This window comes from Micromonospora chokoriensis, assembly GCF_000718555.1.
Taxonomy (GTDB): Bacteria; Actinomycetota; Actinomycetes; order Mycobacteriales; family Micromonosporaceae; genus Micromonospora; species Micromonospora chokoriensis_B.
The window spans coordinates 659,847-675,683 of the sequence record NZ_JOAN01000001.1; the positions used below are offsets into that span (position 1 = coordinate 659,847).

At 71.5% G+C, this 15,837-nt stretch carries 10 protein-coding genes; 6 read left to right on the plus strand and 4 right to left on the minus strand.

Annotated features, from left to right (window positions below):
- Window positions 1–78: 78 nt before the first annotated feature.
- On the minus strand, window positions 79–1,239 hold the full coding sequence (locus IF46_RS0103135) for a DNA recombination protein RmuC (RefSeq protein ID WP_030486726.1): 1,161 nt from the start codon (window positions 1,237–1,239) through the stop codon (window positions 79–81).
- 54 nt (window positions 1,240–1,293) lie between these two features.
- On the opposite strand from IF46_RS0103135, the gene IF46_RS0103140 reads away from it, so the two are divergent.
- Complete coding sequence (locus IF46_RS0103140; protein WP_030486727.1) at window positions 1,294–2,127, plus strand: hypothetical protein; 834 nt, start codon at window positions 1,294–1,296, stop codon at window positions 2,125–2,127.
- A 69-nt stretch (window positions 2,128–2,196) separates the two neighbouring features.
- Here IF46_RS0103140 and ppc read toward each other — a convergent pair whose 3' ends face one another.
- Window positions 2,197–4,983 carry a phosphoenolpyruvate carboxylase gene (ppc, locus tag IF46_RS0103145; RefSeq protein ID WP_030486728.1) on the minus strand — a complete coding sequence of 929 codons (2,787 nt, stop codon included), beginning with the start codon at window positions 4,981–4,983 and terminating at the stop codon, window positions 2,197–2,199.
- Window positions 4,984–5,112: 129 nt separating this feature from the next.
- Window positions 5,113–6,165, minus strand: coding sequence for a hypothetical protein (locus IF46_RS0103150; protein WP_051723587.1), 1,053 nt, complete (start codon window positions 6,163–6,165; stop codon window positions 5,113–5,115).
- Between the two features lie 156 nt (window positions 6,166–6,321).
- Between IF46_RS0103150 and mfd the strand changes: the two genes are divergently transcribed.
- From mfd to IF46_RS0103170, 4 genes are all read left to right on the plus strand, one after another.
- Complete coding sequence (gene mfd / locus IF46_RS0103155) at window positions 6,322–9,951, plus strand: transcription-repair coupling factor (protein ID WP_030486730.1); 3,630 nt, start codon at window positions 6,322–6,324, stop codon at window positions 9,949–9,951.
- 62 nt (window positions 9,952–10,013) lie between these two features.
- A complete protein-coding gene (locus IF46_RS0103160) occupies window positions 10,014–10,817 on the plus strand; it encodes a hypothetical protein (RefSeq protein WP_030486731.1) in 804 nt (267 codons plus the stop codon).
- Window positions 10,818–10,819: 2 nt separating this feature from the next.
- The gene (locus IF46_RS0103165; protein WP_030486732.1) at window positions 10,820–11,821 is read left to right on the plus strand and encodes a nucleoside triphosphate pyrophosphohydrolase; all 1,002 of its coding nucleotides are present in this window, start codon (window positions 10,820–10,822) and stop codon (window positions 11,819–11,821) included.
- A gap of 107 nt (window positions 11,822–11,928) precedes the next feature.
- On the plus strand, window positions 11,929–13,548 hold the full coding sequence (locus IF46_RS0103170; protein WP_030486733.1) for a DUF885 domain-containing protein: 1,620 nt from the start codon (window positions 11,929–11,931) through the stop codon (window positions 13,546–13,548).
- A 90-nt stretch (window positions 13,549–13,638) separates the two neighbouring features.
- Here the strand turns inward: IF46_RS0103170 and IF46_RS0103175 are convergent, their stop codons facing one another.
- Window positions 13,639–14,331: a hypothetical protein gene (locus tag IF46_RS0103175; protein ID WP_030486734.1), complete on the minus strand. Its 693-nt coding sequence runs from the start codon at window positions 14,329–14,331 to the stop codon at window positions 13,639–13,641.
- 213 nt (window positions 14,332–14,544) lie between these two features.
- On the opposite strand from IF46_RS0103175, the gene eno reads away from it, so the two are divergent.
- On the plus strand, window positions 14,545–15,828 hold the full coding sequence (eno, locus tag IF46_RS0103180) for a phosphopyruvate hydratase (RefSeq protein WP_030486735.1): 1,284 nt from the start codon (window positions 14,545–14,547) through the stop codon (window positions 15,826–15,828).
- The last annotated feature ends 9 nt before the right edge of the window (window positions 15,829–15,837 follow it).

The following is a 15,837-nucleotide window of genomic DNA, read 5'->3' on the forward strand; positions in this document are numbered from 1 at the left end:
CTTTCGCGGTGCTGATGATCACTGTCACTACTGGACAATTGCTTGTGACCACTTCGTGACATGTGGTCGCACCCACTGTCACAAGGATGAATGGCTGCTCGGGTCGTCGGCCAGCTCGGGCGCCTGCGGCTGCCTCGGCGTCAACTCGACCTGCGCGGGCACCGCCAACTCGTCGTCCGAGACGCCCAGCTCGGCGAGCTTTCGGGCGCTGACCAGCACCCGGGCCTCCAACGAGCCGACCGCCCGGTTGTAGGCGGTCACCGCGCCGGCCAGCGACGAGCCGAGCTTGCCCACGTGGTCGCCGAGGGTGGAGAGCCGGCCGTACAGCTCGCGGGCGAGGGTGTGCACCGCGAGCGCGTTGCGGGCCAGCGCCTCCTGCCGCCAGGAGTAGGCGACCGTCCGGAGCAGGGCGACAAGCGTGGCCGGCGTGGCGAGCACCACGTTGCGGGTGAAGGCGTGCTCCAGCAGTGTCGGGTCGCGCTGGAGTGCGACGTCGAGGAACGGGTCGGCGGGGACGAAGAGCACCACGAACTCGGGTGAGTTGTCGAACGCCGACCAGTAGGACTTGGCGGCCAGGGCGTCGACGTGCCCGCGCAGGTGCCGCGCGTGCGCGTCGAGGTGGGTGTCCCGGCCGCGCTCGTCGCGGGCCTCCATGGCGGTCAGGTACGCGTCGAACGGCGCCTTGGCGTCCACCACCACCGACCGGCCGCCGTGCAGGCGAACCACCAGATCCGGTCGGACGACCTGGCTGTCGGTGGCGGCGGTGACCTGCTCGGAGAAGTCGCAGTGCTCCAGCATCCCGGCGGCCTCGACGATCCGGCGCAACTGGTGCTCGCCCCAGCGGCCCCGCACCTGCGGCGCGCGCAGCGCCGCCACCAGCTGCTTGGTCTCGGTGCGCAGCTCACCGGAGACCGCGTTCATCGAGCGGACCTGCTCACGCAGCTCGGCGTACGCGTCGACGCGGTCGTGCTCCAGCTCGGCCACCCGCTGCTCGTAGCGGCGCAGGGTGTCGTGCAGCGGCGCGACCGCCCGGGCCACCGCCTCCTGGGACTGCGCGGTGGCCTCGTAGCTCAAGGCCCGCATGGACTGCTCCAGCCGGCCCTCGCCCTCCCGGGTGGCGGCCAGGGTGGCATCCAGGCGGGCGATGTCGGCCGCCGACCGGGACCGGGCCGCGAGCCAGCCCACCGCCCCGCCGGCACCGAGGCACACGATCACCAGGAGCAGCGTCGAGACGTCCATCACCGGAGCTTGCCAGACAGGTACGACGTGACAACCGGGGGTACGTTCGACGACATGGAACTTGTGCTCTGCCTCGCCGTCGTACTGGTCGGCGCACTGGGCGCCGCAGCGCTCATTCGCGCGCAGGCTGGTGCCCGTCGGCGCACCGAGCTCGGCGACGCCCGCGCGGAGGCGCAGCGGTGGTACGAGCGCCTCGGCGGCCAGTTGATGAACCTGCAGGGCGACGAGCCGGCGGTCCGCCAGGCGCTGGCCGACGCCGGTGAGCGGTACAACGCGGCGGGCTCCCAGCTGGAGCAGGCGTCGACCCCGCACCAGTTCGGGCTGGCTCGGGAGACCGCGCTGGAGGGGTTGGCGTACATCCGGGCGGCGCGGACGGCGCTCGGCATCGATCCGGGCCCCGAGCTGCCGACCCTGGCCGCCGCCCGGGGTGTGGGGCAGCTCACCAAGGAGCGCGAGGTCGATGTGCAGGGGCAGACCTTCCGGGCCGGGCCGCAGCCCGGTCGGGAAACGCCCTACTACTACCCGGGTGGGCGCTATCAGGGCCGCCCGGTGCCCGCCGGCTGGTATTCGACGCCGTGGTGGAAGACGGCGCTCGGTGCCGGGGCCGGTGTGCTCGGCGGCATCCTGATCGCCGACGCGCTCTTCTCGCCCGCGTTCGCCGACCCCGGGTACGGCTACGACGCCGGCTACCAGGAGGGCTTCGGTGACGGTGTCGACCAGGGTGGCGACTTCGGCGACCAGGGTGGCGACTTCGGCGGCGGCGACCAGGGTGGGGACTTCGGCGGCGGGGACTACGCCGGTGGCGATTTCGGTGGCGGCGATTTCGGTGGCGGCGGATTCGGTGGCGGCGATTTTGGTGGCGGCGATTTTGGTGGCGGGGATTTCTGAACGCTGTCGATTTAGCTACGGAACGGGCCCCGGTCGTTACGACCGGGGCCCGTTCTCCGTACTGGTCGATCAGCCGGTGTTGCGCATTCCGGCGGCGATGCCGTTCACGGTGGTGAGCAGCGCGCGTTCCAGGGCGGTGCCGTCACTCGGCGCGCGTCGGCCACCCGGGGCGGTGGCGATGGCCCGTCCGGCGGCACCCGACTCCCGGTACTGCCGCAGCAGCGCCACCTGAAGGTGGTGCAGCGGCTCCAGGTAGGTGTCGCGCACGGCCAGGGTGCGCTGGAGCACCGGCGAGTTCTCCAGCAGGGCCGGTGAGGCGGTCACCGCCAGCACCTCCCGCTTGGTCAGCTCGTACTCCTGCTCGATCTGCTCGAAGATCGGGTGCAGCTTCTTCGGCACCAGTGTCTCGACGTAGCGACGGGCGATGCTCAGGTCGGTCTTGGTCAGCATCATCTCGACGTTCGACAGGAACGTGCGGAAGAAGTGCCAGTTGCGGTGCATCTCGGCCAGCACGTCCGCCAGCCCGGCCTCGCGGGCGGCGGCCAGCCCGGAGCCGACGCCGAACCAGCCCGGCACGATCTGTCGGGTCTGCGTCCAGCCGAACACCCACGGAATGGCCCGCAGCCCGGAAAGCCCGGCACCGGTGTTCGGGCGCTTCGCCGGCCGGGAGCCGATGTTCAGCGCGCCGAGCAGCTCGGTGGGGGTGGACGCCCAGAAGTACGCCGGCAGGTCCGGGTCCTCGACGAGCGACCGGTAGGACCGGAACGCCGACTCGGAGACCACGTCCATCGTCGCGTCCCAGCGCTCCAACATCTCGGCCGGCTGCCGGGGTGCGGTGTGCAGCAGGGTCGCCTGGAGCACCGCGGCGAGGGTGAGCTCGAGGTTCTCCCGGGCCAGGGAGGGCAGGGTGTACTTGTCGGAGATCACTTCGCCCTGCTCGGTCACCTTGATCGCGCCGTCCATCGTGCCGTACGGCTGGGCCAGGATCGCCTCGTGCGTCGGCCCGCCGCCGCGCCCGACCGTGCCGCCCCGGCCGTGGAACAGCCGCAGGTGCACCCCGTGCCGGGCGGCCACGTCGCGCAGCGCGCGCTGCGCCCGGTGGATCGACCACTGGCTGGTGGTGATCCCGGCCTCCTTGTTCGAGTCGGAGTAGCCGAGCATGACCTCCTGTACGTCGCCTCGGGCGGTCACCAGCGCCCGGTACGCGGGCAGCGACAGCAGCTCGTCGAGGAGTTCGCCGCCGGCGTTCAGCTCGGCCGGGGTCTCCAGCAGCGGCACGAACCCGATCCGGGCCCGCCCGCTGTGCACGTCCACCAGGCCGGCCTCGCGGGCCAGCACCACGGCGGCCAGCACGTCGTCGACGCCCATGGTCATCGAGATGATGTACGACTCGATCACCTCGGTGCCGAACCGGTCCTGGGCCTCCCGGATCGTGCTGAACACGTCGAACGTCTTGCGGGTCGGCTCGGTGAGCGGAGTGTCGAGGGTGGACAGCGGTCGACGGCCGGTCAGCTCGTCGGCCAGCAGCTTGGTGCGTTCCAGCCGGGTGAGCGCCGGATAGTCGGAGACCTCACCGACGGCCTCGTAGAGCTGGGCGAGCACCGCGTGGTGCGCCTCGGCGTGCTCCCGGACGTCCATGGTGGCCAGGTGCAGGCCGAACGCGGAGACCGTACGGATGGTGGAGGCCAGCCGGCCGACGGCGGTGAGCTGCCCGGAGTTGCGGGCGAGCGAGGCGCGCAGCAGGTCCAGGTCGGCGATCAGCTCGGCGGAACCCCGGTAGTCCCGGCCGGGCACGTGCGCGGTGCCCTGGCGCAACCGCAGCCGGGTGTTGGCGAGCTTCGCCTTCACGCAACGTGCCTTGAGCCGGTACGGCTCTTCGGCATTGACCCGGCGGAAGCGCTGTGCCACCTCGGGCAGCGCGTCCAGGTCGGCGGCGAGGCTGGCGGAGAGGTCCAGGGAGACCCCGCGCAGCCGGCGGGACACCGAGACCTCGTTGATCAGGTGGTCCATCGCCTTCTCGGTGGCCGCGATGCCGTGCTCGTGCTGGATGGTCAGCACCTCACGGGTGACCGCCGGGGTGACGAACGGGTTGCCGTCGCGGTCACCGCCGATCCAGGTGCCGAAGCTCAGCGGCCGGGCCGTCGGCGAGGTCTCCACGCCGAGCGTGCGCAGCGTGTCGGCCAGGTCGTCGAGCACCTGCGGGGCGGCCTCGGCGTAGAGGTCGCGCAGGTAGTAGATCGCGTTGCGGGCCTCGTCGGTCGGGTCTGGCCGGTCCAGTCGCAGCTCGTCGGTCTGCCACATCAGGTCCAGCAACTCGGCCAGCCGGCGGTTGGCGGGGCCCTCGTCGCTGGCGCCGTAGAGGATCGCGTTGGCGGTCTCGTTGTCCAACTCGTCGGCGATCGCCCGCAGCTTGGACAGGATCGAGCGGCGGGCCGCCTCGGTCGGGTGCGCGGTGAAGACCGGTCGCACCGCCAGCCGGCGAGCCGCGTTGGCGATCTCCTCGGCCGGCACCCCGCGCTCGGCGATCATTTTGGCGGCCTGGTCCAGCCAGCCGCCCTGCACCGCGCGGCGGCGGCGCAAGTCCCGTGCGCGGTGCACCTGCTCGGTGATGTTGGCCAGGTGGAAGTAGGTGGAGAAGGCGCGGGCGAGCTTGGTGCCGGTGGTCACGTCGAGCCCGCCGAGGCGCTGGGCGGCCGCCGGGACGTCGGTACGGACCTGGGCGCGGATCTCCTCGACGAGGTCGAGCAGCGGGCGACCCTCCTGGCGGGCCAGGGTCTGGCCGAGCAGGGTGCCGAGTCGGCGAATGTCGGCGCGCAGTGCGGCGTCCGGGCCGTCGTGGTCGTGCTGGTCGGTCACGATGCGCTCCCTTACGTGGATACGAAGGACAGCGCTGTCCGACTTACTGGATGGTATCCGCGCGCACCGGATGTCTGGAGGGCCCCCGGGTGATCCGCTGCCTCCGGAAGGGTCTTTTCGGGCGTGATCTCAACCACCGTGACGGCCCGGCGCGGGGCCGGAGCGTGTCGTCGCGGGGCCGGAGGCGGCAGCCCGGCGACCGCGGACCAGGCTCGCGCTGACCAACCCGAGCCCCCCGAGCACCGCCCAGATCGCGAGGGCGAAAGCCGGCCAGCCGGCCGATCGCCAGTCGAAGTACACCGCGGCCTTGGTCAGGTCGTTGGCGAGCCCGGGGACGTTCCACCGGTGCATGCCGCGCAGCAACCAGGGCAGGAACTCGGGCGCGTAGATGCCGCCGGAACCCGGGTTGCCGAGCACCACCAGCAGCAGGATGACAAGCGCGGTGCCCGCGATGCCGAGCCAGCCCTGGATGGCGCTGGCGGTCAGCGCGGCGGCGAAGACGGCCAGCGCGCCGATGGCGGCGATCGTCGGCACGTCGTGGTGCCAGATGTCCAGGACCGGTCCGACCACGACCGCGCCGGAGATGCCGAGCAACACGCTGTAGACCGCCAGGGCGGCGATGCGCAGTCCGGCCCGTCGCACCGTACGCGGGGTGGTGCCGGCGGATATCCCGAGCACGGTCGAGGCGAGGTAGCCGCCGAGCACGTACCCGACGTTCAGGTAGAAGGGCACCACCCCGCGTGGGTCGGTCGAGGTGACCGGCACCTCGTCGACGATCTGTAGCGGGGTGCCGGTGCGGGTGGCGGCGGTGCCGAGGACCTCCTTGATCGCGCTGGTGGCGGAGGGGCCGGACGCGCTCGCCACGGTGAGGAGCAGGCCGTTGTCGGGGCCGGTGCTGAGCACCGCGTACACCGCGCGGCTGAGCAGGCCGTGCTCGGCGGCGCTCGGGTCGTCGTACTCGATCGGTTTGAGGATGTTGGTCTGGCCGCGCACGGCGTCGAGCGTCGCCCGGGCGCGTTGGTCGCCGGAGGCGACGCCGATCGGCAGGTCGCGGGGGGTGGGGTGGTGCAGCGCGCCGACGTAGGCCGCGATGAACGCCGTGGCCAGCGCGAAGGTGCCGAGAAGCAGTCCGATGCTGCGCGGCGCCCAGTCGCGAGCCGAGCGTTGCGTTCCGTTGTCCATGTTATTAGCTTATGGTCCGTTTTGAGAACCGCAGGAAGGACCTCGGCGGAAGGGGGTGGCTGTCGGTCAACGGGGATAGGCTGGTTGTCGTGCACCCCCCGTCCGGCTGGACGAGGGGCCGCCGTCGTGTGCGTCTACTCCCCTGGAAGTGATCACGTGCTCACCGGTCTGTTCACCGCCGCCCTGGCCGACCCCGGGCTGGCCCGGGCGCGTGACCTGGCGCGCTCCGGTGCCGCCCAGGTCGACGGTCTCGACATCACCGCCCCGGCGGCGCTGCGTCCGTTCGCCGTCGCGGCGGTCGCCGCGGACACCGACGGGGCCGGGCGCCCGGTGCTGGCGGTGACCGCCACCACCCGGGAGGCCGACGACCTGGCCGCCGCCCTGGGCGGGTTGCTGCCGGCCGGGCAGGTCGTGGTCTTCCCCTCGTGGGAGACGCTGCCGCACGAGCGGCTCTCCCCACGCTCGGACACGGTGGGTCGGCGGCTGGCCGTGCTGCGCCGGCTGGCGCACCCGGAGGCGACCGACGCGCACGGCGGCACCGGGCCGCTGCGAGTGGTGGTGGCCCCGGTCCGTTCGTTGCTCCAGCCGCAGCTCAAGGGGCTCGGTGATCTGGAGCCGGTGCAGCTCGCCGCCGGGGAGGAGGCCGACCTTGAGGAGGTCGCCCGCCGCCTGATCGACATGGCGTACGCGCGGGTCGACCTGGTCACCAAGCGCGGCGAGTTCGCGGTTCGCGGGGGCATCCTGGACGTCTTTCCGCCCACCGACGAGCACCCGTCCCGGGTCGAGTTCTGGGGCGACGAGGTGGAGGAGATCCGCACCTTCGCCGTCGCCGACCAGCGGACCATCGAAAAGGTGCCGCTGCTCTGGGCACCGCCCTGTCGGGAGCTGCTGCTCACCCCGTCGGTCCGCGACCGGGCCGCGGCGCTCGCCGAGCAGCACCCCGAGCTGGCCGAGATCCTCGACAAGCTGGCCGAGGGCATCCCGGTGGAGGGCATGGAGTCGCTGGCTCCGGTGCTGGTCGGCCCCGACTCGCTGGAGCTGCTGCTGGACGCCATGCCGGCCGGCACCCACGTCCTGCTCTGCGACCCGGAGCGGATCCGCACGCGGGCGCACGACCTGGTGCGTACCTCGGAGGAGTTCTTGCAGGCCAGCTGGGCCGCCGCCGCGGTCGGCGGCCAGGCCCCGGTGGACGTCGGCGCCGCCGCCTTCCGCACCCTCGGGGAGGTACGCGCGGCGGCGGGCAAGCTCGGCCAGCCGTGGTGGACGCTGTCCCCGTTCGGCCTGGTCGAGGGGGAGACCGCCGAGGCGCGGCAGCCCTGGGAGGACGCGCCGGAGCAGACCGCCGTCACCCCGGACGACGCCATCGCGGTGACCCTCTCCGCCCAGCCGGCGCCGCTCTATCACGGCGAGACCTCGCGGGTGGTCGAGGACCTCAAGCGTTGGGCCGGCGAGGGTTGGTCGATCGCGCTGGTCTTCGAGGGGCACGGCCCCGCCCAGCGGGCGGTGGAGGTGCTGCGCGACGCCGGCCTGGGTGCCCGGTTGACCGAGGAGGTGCCGACCGCACCCGTCCCCGGTGAGCTGGTGGTCACCTGTGGCGCGCTGAGCAGCGGGTTCGTCGACGAGGCGTCCCGCTTCGTCCTGCTCACCGGCAATGACGTGACAGGTGGTCGGGGCACCTCGACGCGGGACATGCGCAAGATGCCGAGTCGGCGGCGCAACACCATCGACCCGCTTGAGTTGAAGACCGGCGACCACGTGGTGCACGAGCAGCACGGCATCGGCCGCTACGTCGAGCTGGTGCAGCGCACCGTCAACGGGGCCAGCCGGGAATACCTCGTCATCGAGTACGCGGCCAGCAAGCGGGGCCAGCCCGGCGACCGACTCTTCGTCCCGACCGACCAGCTCGACCAGCTCTCCCGCTACGTGGGTGGCGAGCAGCCGACCCTGCACAAGATGGGCGGCTCGGACTGGCAGAAGTCCAAGGCCCGGGCCCGCAAGGCGGTTCGGGAGATCGCCGCGCAGCTCATCCAGCTCTACGCCGCCCGCAAGGCGTCGAAGGGTCACTCGTTCGGCCCGGACACGCCGTGGCAGCGGGAGCTGGAGGACGCCTTCCCCTGGCAGGAGACGCCGGACCAGCTCGCCGCGATCGACGAGGTCAAGCGGGACATGGAGCAGACCGTTCCGATGGACCGGCTGATCTGCGGTGATGTCGGCTACGGCAAGACCGAGATCGCGGTCCGGGCGGCGTTCAAGGCGGTGCAGGACGGCAAGCAGGTGGCGGTGCTGGTGCCGACCACACTGCTGGTGCAGCAGCACTACAACACCTTCGCCGAGCGGATGAGCCAGTTCCCGGTCGAGATCCGCCAGCTGTCGCGGTTCCAGACCGCGAAGGAGACCGAGCGGACGATGGAGATGGTCGCCGACGGCACCGTCGACATCGTCATCGGCACGCACCGGCTCTTGCAGACCGCGACCCGCTTCAAGCAGTTGGGTCTGGTGATCGTCGACGAGGAGCAGCGCTTCGGCGTCGAGCACAAGGAGCACCTGAAGACGCTGCGCGCCTCGGTCGACGTGCTCAGCATGTCGGCCACCCCGATCCCGCGCACCCTGGAGATGGCGATCACCGGCATCCGGGAGATGTCCACCATCGCCACCCCGCCAGAGGAGCGGCACCCGGTGCTCACCTTCGTCGGCGCGCAGGACGACCGGCAGGTGGCCGCGTCCATCCACCGTGAGCTGCTCCGCGACGGGCAGGTCTTCTACCTGCACAACCGGGTCGAGTCGATCGACCGGGCAGCGCGGCGGCTGAAGGAGCTGGTGCCCGAGGCGCGGGTCGCGGTGGCACACGGTCAGATGGGCGAGGAAGCCCTGGAGAAGGTCATGGTCGGCTTCTGGGAGAAGGAGTTCGACGTCCTGGTCTGCACCACGATCGTCGAGTCGGGCATCGACATCCCGAACGCCAACACGTTGATCGTGGAGCGGGCCGACCTGCTCGGCCTGGCTCAGCTGCACCAGATCCGGGGCCGGGTCGGCCGGGGCCGGGAGCGGGCGTACGCCTACTTCCTCTACCCGCCGGAGAAGCCGCTCACCGAGCACGCCCACGAGCGGTTGGCGACCATCGCCCAGCACACCGAGTTGGGCGCCGGCATGTACGTGGCGATGAAGGACCTGGAGATCCGGGGCGCTGGCAACCTGCTCGGCGGCGAGCAGTCCGGGCACATCGAGGGCGTCGGCTTCGACCTGTACGTGCGGATGGTCGGCGAGGCGGTCTCCGCGTTCAAGGGTGAGCGGCCGGAGGAAGAGACCGACGTCAAGATCGACCTGCCGATCGACGCGCACCTGCCGCACGACTACGTGAGCGTGGAACGGCTGCGCCTGGAGATGTATCGCAAGCTCGCCGAGGCACGCGACGAGGAGCGGCTGCGCGAGGTGATCGCCGAGATGACCGACCGGTACGGCGAGCCGCCGGCCCCGGTGCAGAACCTGGTCGAGGTGGCCCGGTTCCGCTTGCTGGCCCGCCGGTACGGCCTGACCGACGTCTCCATGCAGGGCAAGCACGTACGGTTCGGCCCGCTGCCGCTGCCGGACTCGAAGCAGCTGCGGCTCAAGCGCTACCACCCGGATGCCGTCTACAAGCAGGCCACCGACCAGGTAAGCGTGCCCCGACCGGCCACCCGTCGGATCGGCGGTGAGCCGCTGCGTGACCAGGCGCTGCTCCAGTGGTGCGCGCAGTTGCTCTCCGATGTGCTCGGTGCCCCCGCCCCGCTCGCCGTCGCGGCCAGCTGAGGCGTCGGCCGGTGAGGTGGGGGCCGTCACAGCACGGGAGAGGGCATGAGAGAGTGACAGACATGCGTGCTCGCCGTGTGATCGCCGCCGCCAGCGTCGCGGCCCTGGGTGTCCTCTCCCTCGCTGCCTGCGGCAAGTCCGCACCGAACATCGCCGCGTACGTCGGGGACGCCACCTACTCGGTGGACCGGGTCGACGGAATCTACGACGAGGTGCAGGCGAAGTCCGGCGACGCGCGGCAGCAGGCTGTCCAGCCGGGCGGTCCGCCGTCGTCGGAGCAGTTGCGCCCCAAGGTCACCCGCCAGGACGTGGTCGACCTGCTGGTCAGCCTGGATCTCGGCAAGCGGGTCGTGGCGGCGAAGAACATCCAGGTGCCCGACGAGATCACCCCGCAGCATCTTGAGCAGAGCCTGCAGGTGCCGGCGACCACCGAGTACGCGAAGCTCTGGGCCGAGTGGGCCGACCTGTCCGGGGTGCTCAACCAGCAGCTTCCGCCGGCCGAGCTGAGCGACGCATCGCTGATGGCCGTCTACGACGCCCTGGTCAAGGTGGAGGCGATCCCGGTCGGAATGTCGGTGGCCGACGTCCGTCAGGCGTTCGGTGACGGCGGTTTCGTCCGCAGCGCCACCGCGCTGAGCGCCGCGCTCGAGGAGGAAGCGGGCCGGGTCGACGTCACGATCAACCCGCGCTTCCGGAACGTCGGGGTGCCGTCGATGGTGAACAAGGGTCAGACGCCGGTCTTCTACTCGCTGCCGTACATCAACGAGGAAGGCCCGGTCACGGACATCTCCACCCTGGAGCCGTTGCCGTCGAGCGACGCCCCGAGCGCCGAGGGCCCGGCGCCAGACGAGGCCGCGGCCAACTGAGCATGACGGCACGGATCGTCCTCCTGGTCACCTCGCCCCGGCTGCCCGCCGGCCTGTTGACCTCCGCGGCCTGGGACGTCGTACGCCAGCACCCGGTGCTGACCGGCGCGGAGAGCGAGTTGGTCACGGCCGTGCGCCAGGCCGGCGCCGAGGTCACTGTGGTGGACGGCCCGGCGACGCAGCCGTTGCTGGACGCGGTGGCCGCGCACGGGACTGTGGTGTGGCTGGCCGGCCCGGCCGGCGATGAGGCGCTGGCCCGGGAGTTGGGTCTGCGGCTGGCCCGGCAGCCGGGGTTGGCCGAGATGGAGTTGATGTACGGCTCGTGGGATCCGCCGGGTGCCCGGCTGCTCGACGCGGTGGCCGTGCTGGATCGACTGGCCTCCCCGGGTGGCGACCCGTGGAAGCGGGCGCAGACGCACCGCAGCCTCGCCGGTTACCTGCTGGAGGAGAGCTACGAGGCGTACGACGCGATCAGCGCCGACGACACCGACGCGCTGCGCGAAGAGTTGGGCGACGTGTTGTTGCAGGTGGTGCTGCATGCGCGGCTCGCCGAGGAGTTGCCCGAGGATGAGCGGTGGACCATCGACGACGTGGCTGGCGGCCTGGTCGACAAGATGATCCGGCGCAATCCGCACGTCTTCGCTGGTGCCGAGGTGGGCACCCTGGACGAGATCACCGAGAACTGGGAGCGGATCAAGCGCGCGGAGAAGGCACGGCACTCGGTGCTGGACGGCGTGGCCCTGAGCCAGCCCGCGCTGGCCCTGGCCGCGCAGATCCTGGACCGCGCCGCCCGAGCCGGCGTCAAGGTCCCACTCCCAATAGCAGAAATCCAGCTAGACCCCGAAGCGAAACTAGGCGCCAGCCTGCTGGCAATGGTGGCCGAAGCCCGCGAGGCCGGCCTAGACCCCGAGCAAGCCCTCCGCCGCACCACCCTGTCCCAAGCGAATACCATCCGCGAAACCGAACCCCCACCCCCACCCGCCGAACCCCCACCTCCGCGGTGATCATGAAGTCATTGCCATGACACGCCGAGGTGGACGGCAATAACTTCATGATCGACGCAGTGGACGGAACCGGCCGATGGGGGTGGGCGGGTCGGTAGGGTGGGCGGGTGGAAGCGTTTGGGGTGTTGGCTGAGCGGGTTGTCGAGGCTCTGCTGGAGGCGCGGCCCGGGGTTGCTACCTCGGCCGGTGACCACCGGTTCGACGACCGGCTGCCCGACCTGTCCGCCGACGGGTTGGCCGCCGATCGGGCGATGCTCTCCGACGCGGCCAACGCGCTGTCCGAACTCGACCCCGACTCGCTCGACGTCGACGAGCAGGTCGACCACGCGCTGCTCACCTCCTTCGTGGATCGGGAGCTGTTCGAGCTGACCGAGATCCGGTCGCACGAGTGGGATCCGCTGCGGCACAACCCTGGCCCGCTGCTGCACCCGCTGCTGGCCCGCCCGTACGCCCCTGCGGAGGTGCGGCTGACCCAACTGGCTGGCCGGCTCGCCGCCGTACCGGATGCTCTCGCCACCGCCCGCGCGACGCTGCGGGACATGCCGCGGATCCACGCGGAGACGGCGGTCGGGCAGTTCACCGGCACGGCCGCCCTGATCCGCGACGAGCTGCCGGCGCTGCTCGCCCAGGCCCCGAGCGCCCTCGACCGGGTCGAGCCGGCGGCCACGGCGGCGATCGCCGCGCTGGAAGAGTTCGTCGCCTGGCTGCGCGCCGGCCTGGCCGCCGATGCCGGGCCCGGCCGTGACCCGCGACTGGGTCGCCGCCGCTGGGAGGCCCGGCTCTGGCACACTCTCGACACCGAGTTGGGCGCCGCCGAGATCCAGCGTCGCGCCTGGGCCAACCTGGACCGGGTTACCACGGAGATCCGCGAGGCGGCCGTCGAGCTGGTCGGTGGCCCGGCCGACGACGCGACCGTACGCCGGGCGCTGGACCTGCTCGCCGCCGAGCACCCGAACGACGCGACGATCGTCGAGCTGGCCGGGGTGACCCTGGACGAGGCGACCGACTTCGTCCGGGCACACGACCTGGTCACCCTGGTCGACGACCGCTGCGTGATCCAGGAGATGCCGGAGTTCGCCCGGGGCGTCGCGGTGGCGTACTGCGACGCGCCCGGCCCGCTGGAGACCGCCGTCCTGCCGACCTTCTACTGCATCGCGCCGACCCCGTCGGACTGGTCGGCGCAGAGGACGGAGTCCTTTTACCGCGAGTACAACGACCACATGATCCGCAATTTGACGGTGCACGAGGCGATGCCGGGGCATTTCCTCCAGCTCGCCCACGCCCGCCGCTACGTCGGTGGCACGCGGGTCCGTGCGCTGGCCGAGTCCGGCCCGTTCATCGAGGGCTGGGCGGTCTACGCGGAGGAGTTGATGACGGGGCTGGGCTTCGGCGGTCTGCCGGTGCGGTTGCAGCAGCTCAAGATGCAGCTACGGATGACCATCAACGCGCTGCTCGACCAGTTGGTGCACGCCGAGGAGCTGCCCGAGGCCGAGGGGATGGCGTTGATGACCGGGCGCGGCTTCCAGGAGGAGGGCGAGGCGGCCGGCAAGTGCCGGCGCGCGCAGCTCACCTCCACCCAGCTCTCCACCTACTTCGTCGGGTACAGCGAGGTGGCCGAGATCGCCGCCGCCCGCCCGGACGGGGTGTCGGTCCGCGACTGGCACGACGCGATGCTCGCCCACGACTGCCCGCCCCCGCGCCACCTGCGCACTCTGCTCGGCCTCTGAGGGCACGCCGGGCCGCGCGGCGGTCACCGTCACGTCGAGCAGCCAGCGCGAGATGGAGTACGCGCACAGCGGTTGCGCCGGTGGGCCGGGTCAGGAGCCGCCGGGGCGGCGGTCGACGACGCCGGCGCCGACGGGCGGCTCGAACGCGCTCTCGTCGACCGTCGTGGAGTAGCTGCTCAGCGCCAGCTCCATCGGCTTGCCGTCGACCGGCCCGGTGAAGCTGCCGAGCACGCCCTCGGTGGTCACGCAGGCGGTGAAGTCACCGGAGGCGCCCTCCACCTCGACGCAGGCGGCGTGGTGCCCGGCGACTGTGGTGTCACTCTGCTTGATGACCGCCTGCGGGTCGAGCGCGGCGGCGGTGAGCAGCCCGACCACCACCGGCGGTGTGACGAGCCCCTGCCGGTTGGCCTCGCTGAAGAGCGTCACGGTGGGCTTGCTGCCCGGGGTGGGTGGGGCCACCAGGGTGCATTCCGGGCGGGCGCCGGTCGTCGTGCACCGGGTGATCGCCTCCGGAGTGACGGTGAGTCGCCCGCCGGGGTACGTGTACGCGGAGCGGACCGGGTCCTGTGCCTGCACGATCGCGGCGCTCTGGCCGCCGGGGAGCTGGTAGTCGGCCGAGTAGGTCAACTCCAGTGCTCGATCGAGCCGGGCGGCGAGGTCGTTGACGAGTTCCGAGCGACCCATGGCGACTCCGGCGTCCTCGACTGTCTGACAGCCGGTGACCGTGAGCGACGCGATGACCGACACGGCGAGCATGCGGAGGGTGGTCGAGGCGGCGGGCATGGCGACCAGCCTGGTGGATCTGGTCCGCGCAGCGCAAACCCGTTGCCGGTTGACGCCCGGAAATCCGGGAATGTCCGTCAGCGCGGGGCGACTCGGGTGCGCGGGCGACGCCGTGCCCGTTCGCGCCGCCCGATACGCTGCGTTCAACACCTGCCTCAGCCGCACCGTCGCGGCCCACCCACGGACCGGATCACAACAACGAGGAGCGACTTAGTGGCAACCATCGAGGGAATCGTCGCCCGAGAGATTCTCGACTCGCGGGGCAACCCGACGGTCGAGGTCGAGGTCGGCCTGGACGACGGCACGGTAGCCCGCGCCGCCGTGCCCTCCGGCGCCTCCACCGGCGCCTTCGAGGCGGTCGAGCTGCGCGACGGTGACGCCGACCGCTACCTGGGCAAGGGCGTGGAGAAGGCGGTCTCCAACGTCGAAGACAAGATCGTCGACCAGATCATCGGGTACGAGGCCAGCGAGCAGCGGCTGATCGACCAGAAGATGATCGACATCGACGGCACCGACAGTAAGTCGGAGCTGGGCGCGAACGCCATCCTCGGGGTCTCCCTGGCGGTGGCGAAGGCCGCTGCCGGCAGCGCCGAGCTGAGCCTCTTCCGCTACCTGGGCGGCCCGAACGCGCACCTCCTGCCGGTGCCGATGATGAACATCCTCAACGGTGGCGCGCACGCGGACTCGAACGTCGACATCCAGGAGTTCATGGTCGCGCCGATCGGTGCGCCCACCTTCCGTGACGCGCTGCGTTCGGGTGCTGAGGTCTACCACGCGCTGAAGTCGGTGCTGAAGAAGAAGGGCCTGTCCACCGGGCTCGGCGACGAGGGCGGCTTCGCGCCGAACCTGCCGACGAACGCGGCGGCTCTGGACCTGATCGCCGAGGCGGTCGAGAAGGCCGGTTACCGGCTCGGCACCGACATCGTGTTCGCGCTCGACGTGGCGGCCACGGAGTTCTTCGACAACGGCACCTACACGTTCGAGGGTGCCGCGAAGTCCGCCGAGGAGATGAGCACCTACTACACGAAGCTGGCCGACGAGTACCCGATCGTGTCGATCGAGGACCCGCTGGCCGAGGACGACTGGAGCGGCTGGCAGACGCTGACCGCCTCGATCGGCGACCGGGTGCAGATCGTCGGTGACGACCTGTTCGTGACCAACCCGCAGCGCATCGCCCGTGGCATCGCGGAGAAGGCGGCGAACGCGGTCCTCGTCAAGGTCAACCAGATCGGCTCGCTGACCGAGACCCTGGACGCGGTGGACCTGGCCCACCGGGCCGGCTTCAAGTGCATGATGAGCCACCGCTCCGGCGAGACCGAGGACACCACGATCGCCGACCTGGCGGTGGCCACCGGCTGCGGCCAGATCAAGACCGGTGCGCCGGCCCGCTCGGACCGCGTCGCGAAGTACAACCAGCTGCTCCGGATCGAGGAGGAGCTGGGCGACGCGGCGCGCTACGCCGGCGCTGGCGCGTTCCCGCGCTACCGTTCGGCCTGAGACGCTGTC

Coding starts and splice junctions, on each gene's coding strand:
- IF46_RS0103135 (WP_030486726.1), bottom strand. CDS start 1,239: ATGGACGTCTCGACGCTGCTCCTGGTGATCGTGTGCCTCGGTGCCGGC.
- IF46_RS0103140 (WP_030486727.1), top strand. CDS start 1,294: ATGGAACTTGTGCTCTGCCTCGCCGTCGTACTGGTCGGCGCACTGGGC.
- IF46_RS0103150 (WP_051723587.1), bottom strand. CDS start 6,165: ATGGACAACGGAACGCAACGCTCGGCTCGCGACTGGGCGCCGCGCAGC.
- IF46_RS0103160 (WP_030486731.1), top strand. CDS start 10,014: ATGCGTGCTCGCCGTGTGATCGCCGCCGCCAGCGTCGCGGCCCTGGGT.
- IF46_RS0103165 (WP_030486732.1), top strand. CDS start 10,820: ATGACGGCACGGATCGTCCTCCTGGTCACCTCGCCCCGGCTGCCCGCC.
- IF46_RS0103175 (WP_030486734.1), bottom strand. CDS start 14,331: ATGCCCGCCGCCTCGACCACCCTCCGCATGCTCGCCGTGTCGGTCATC.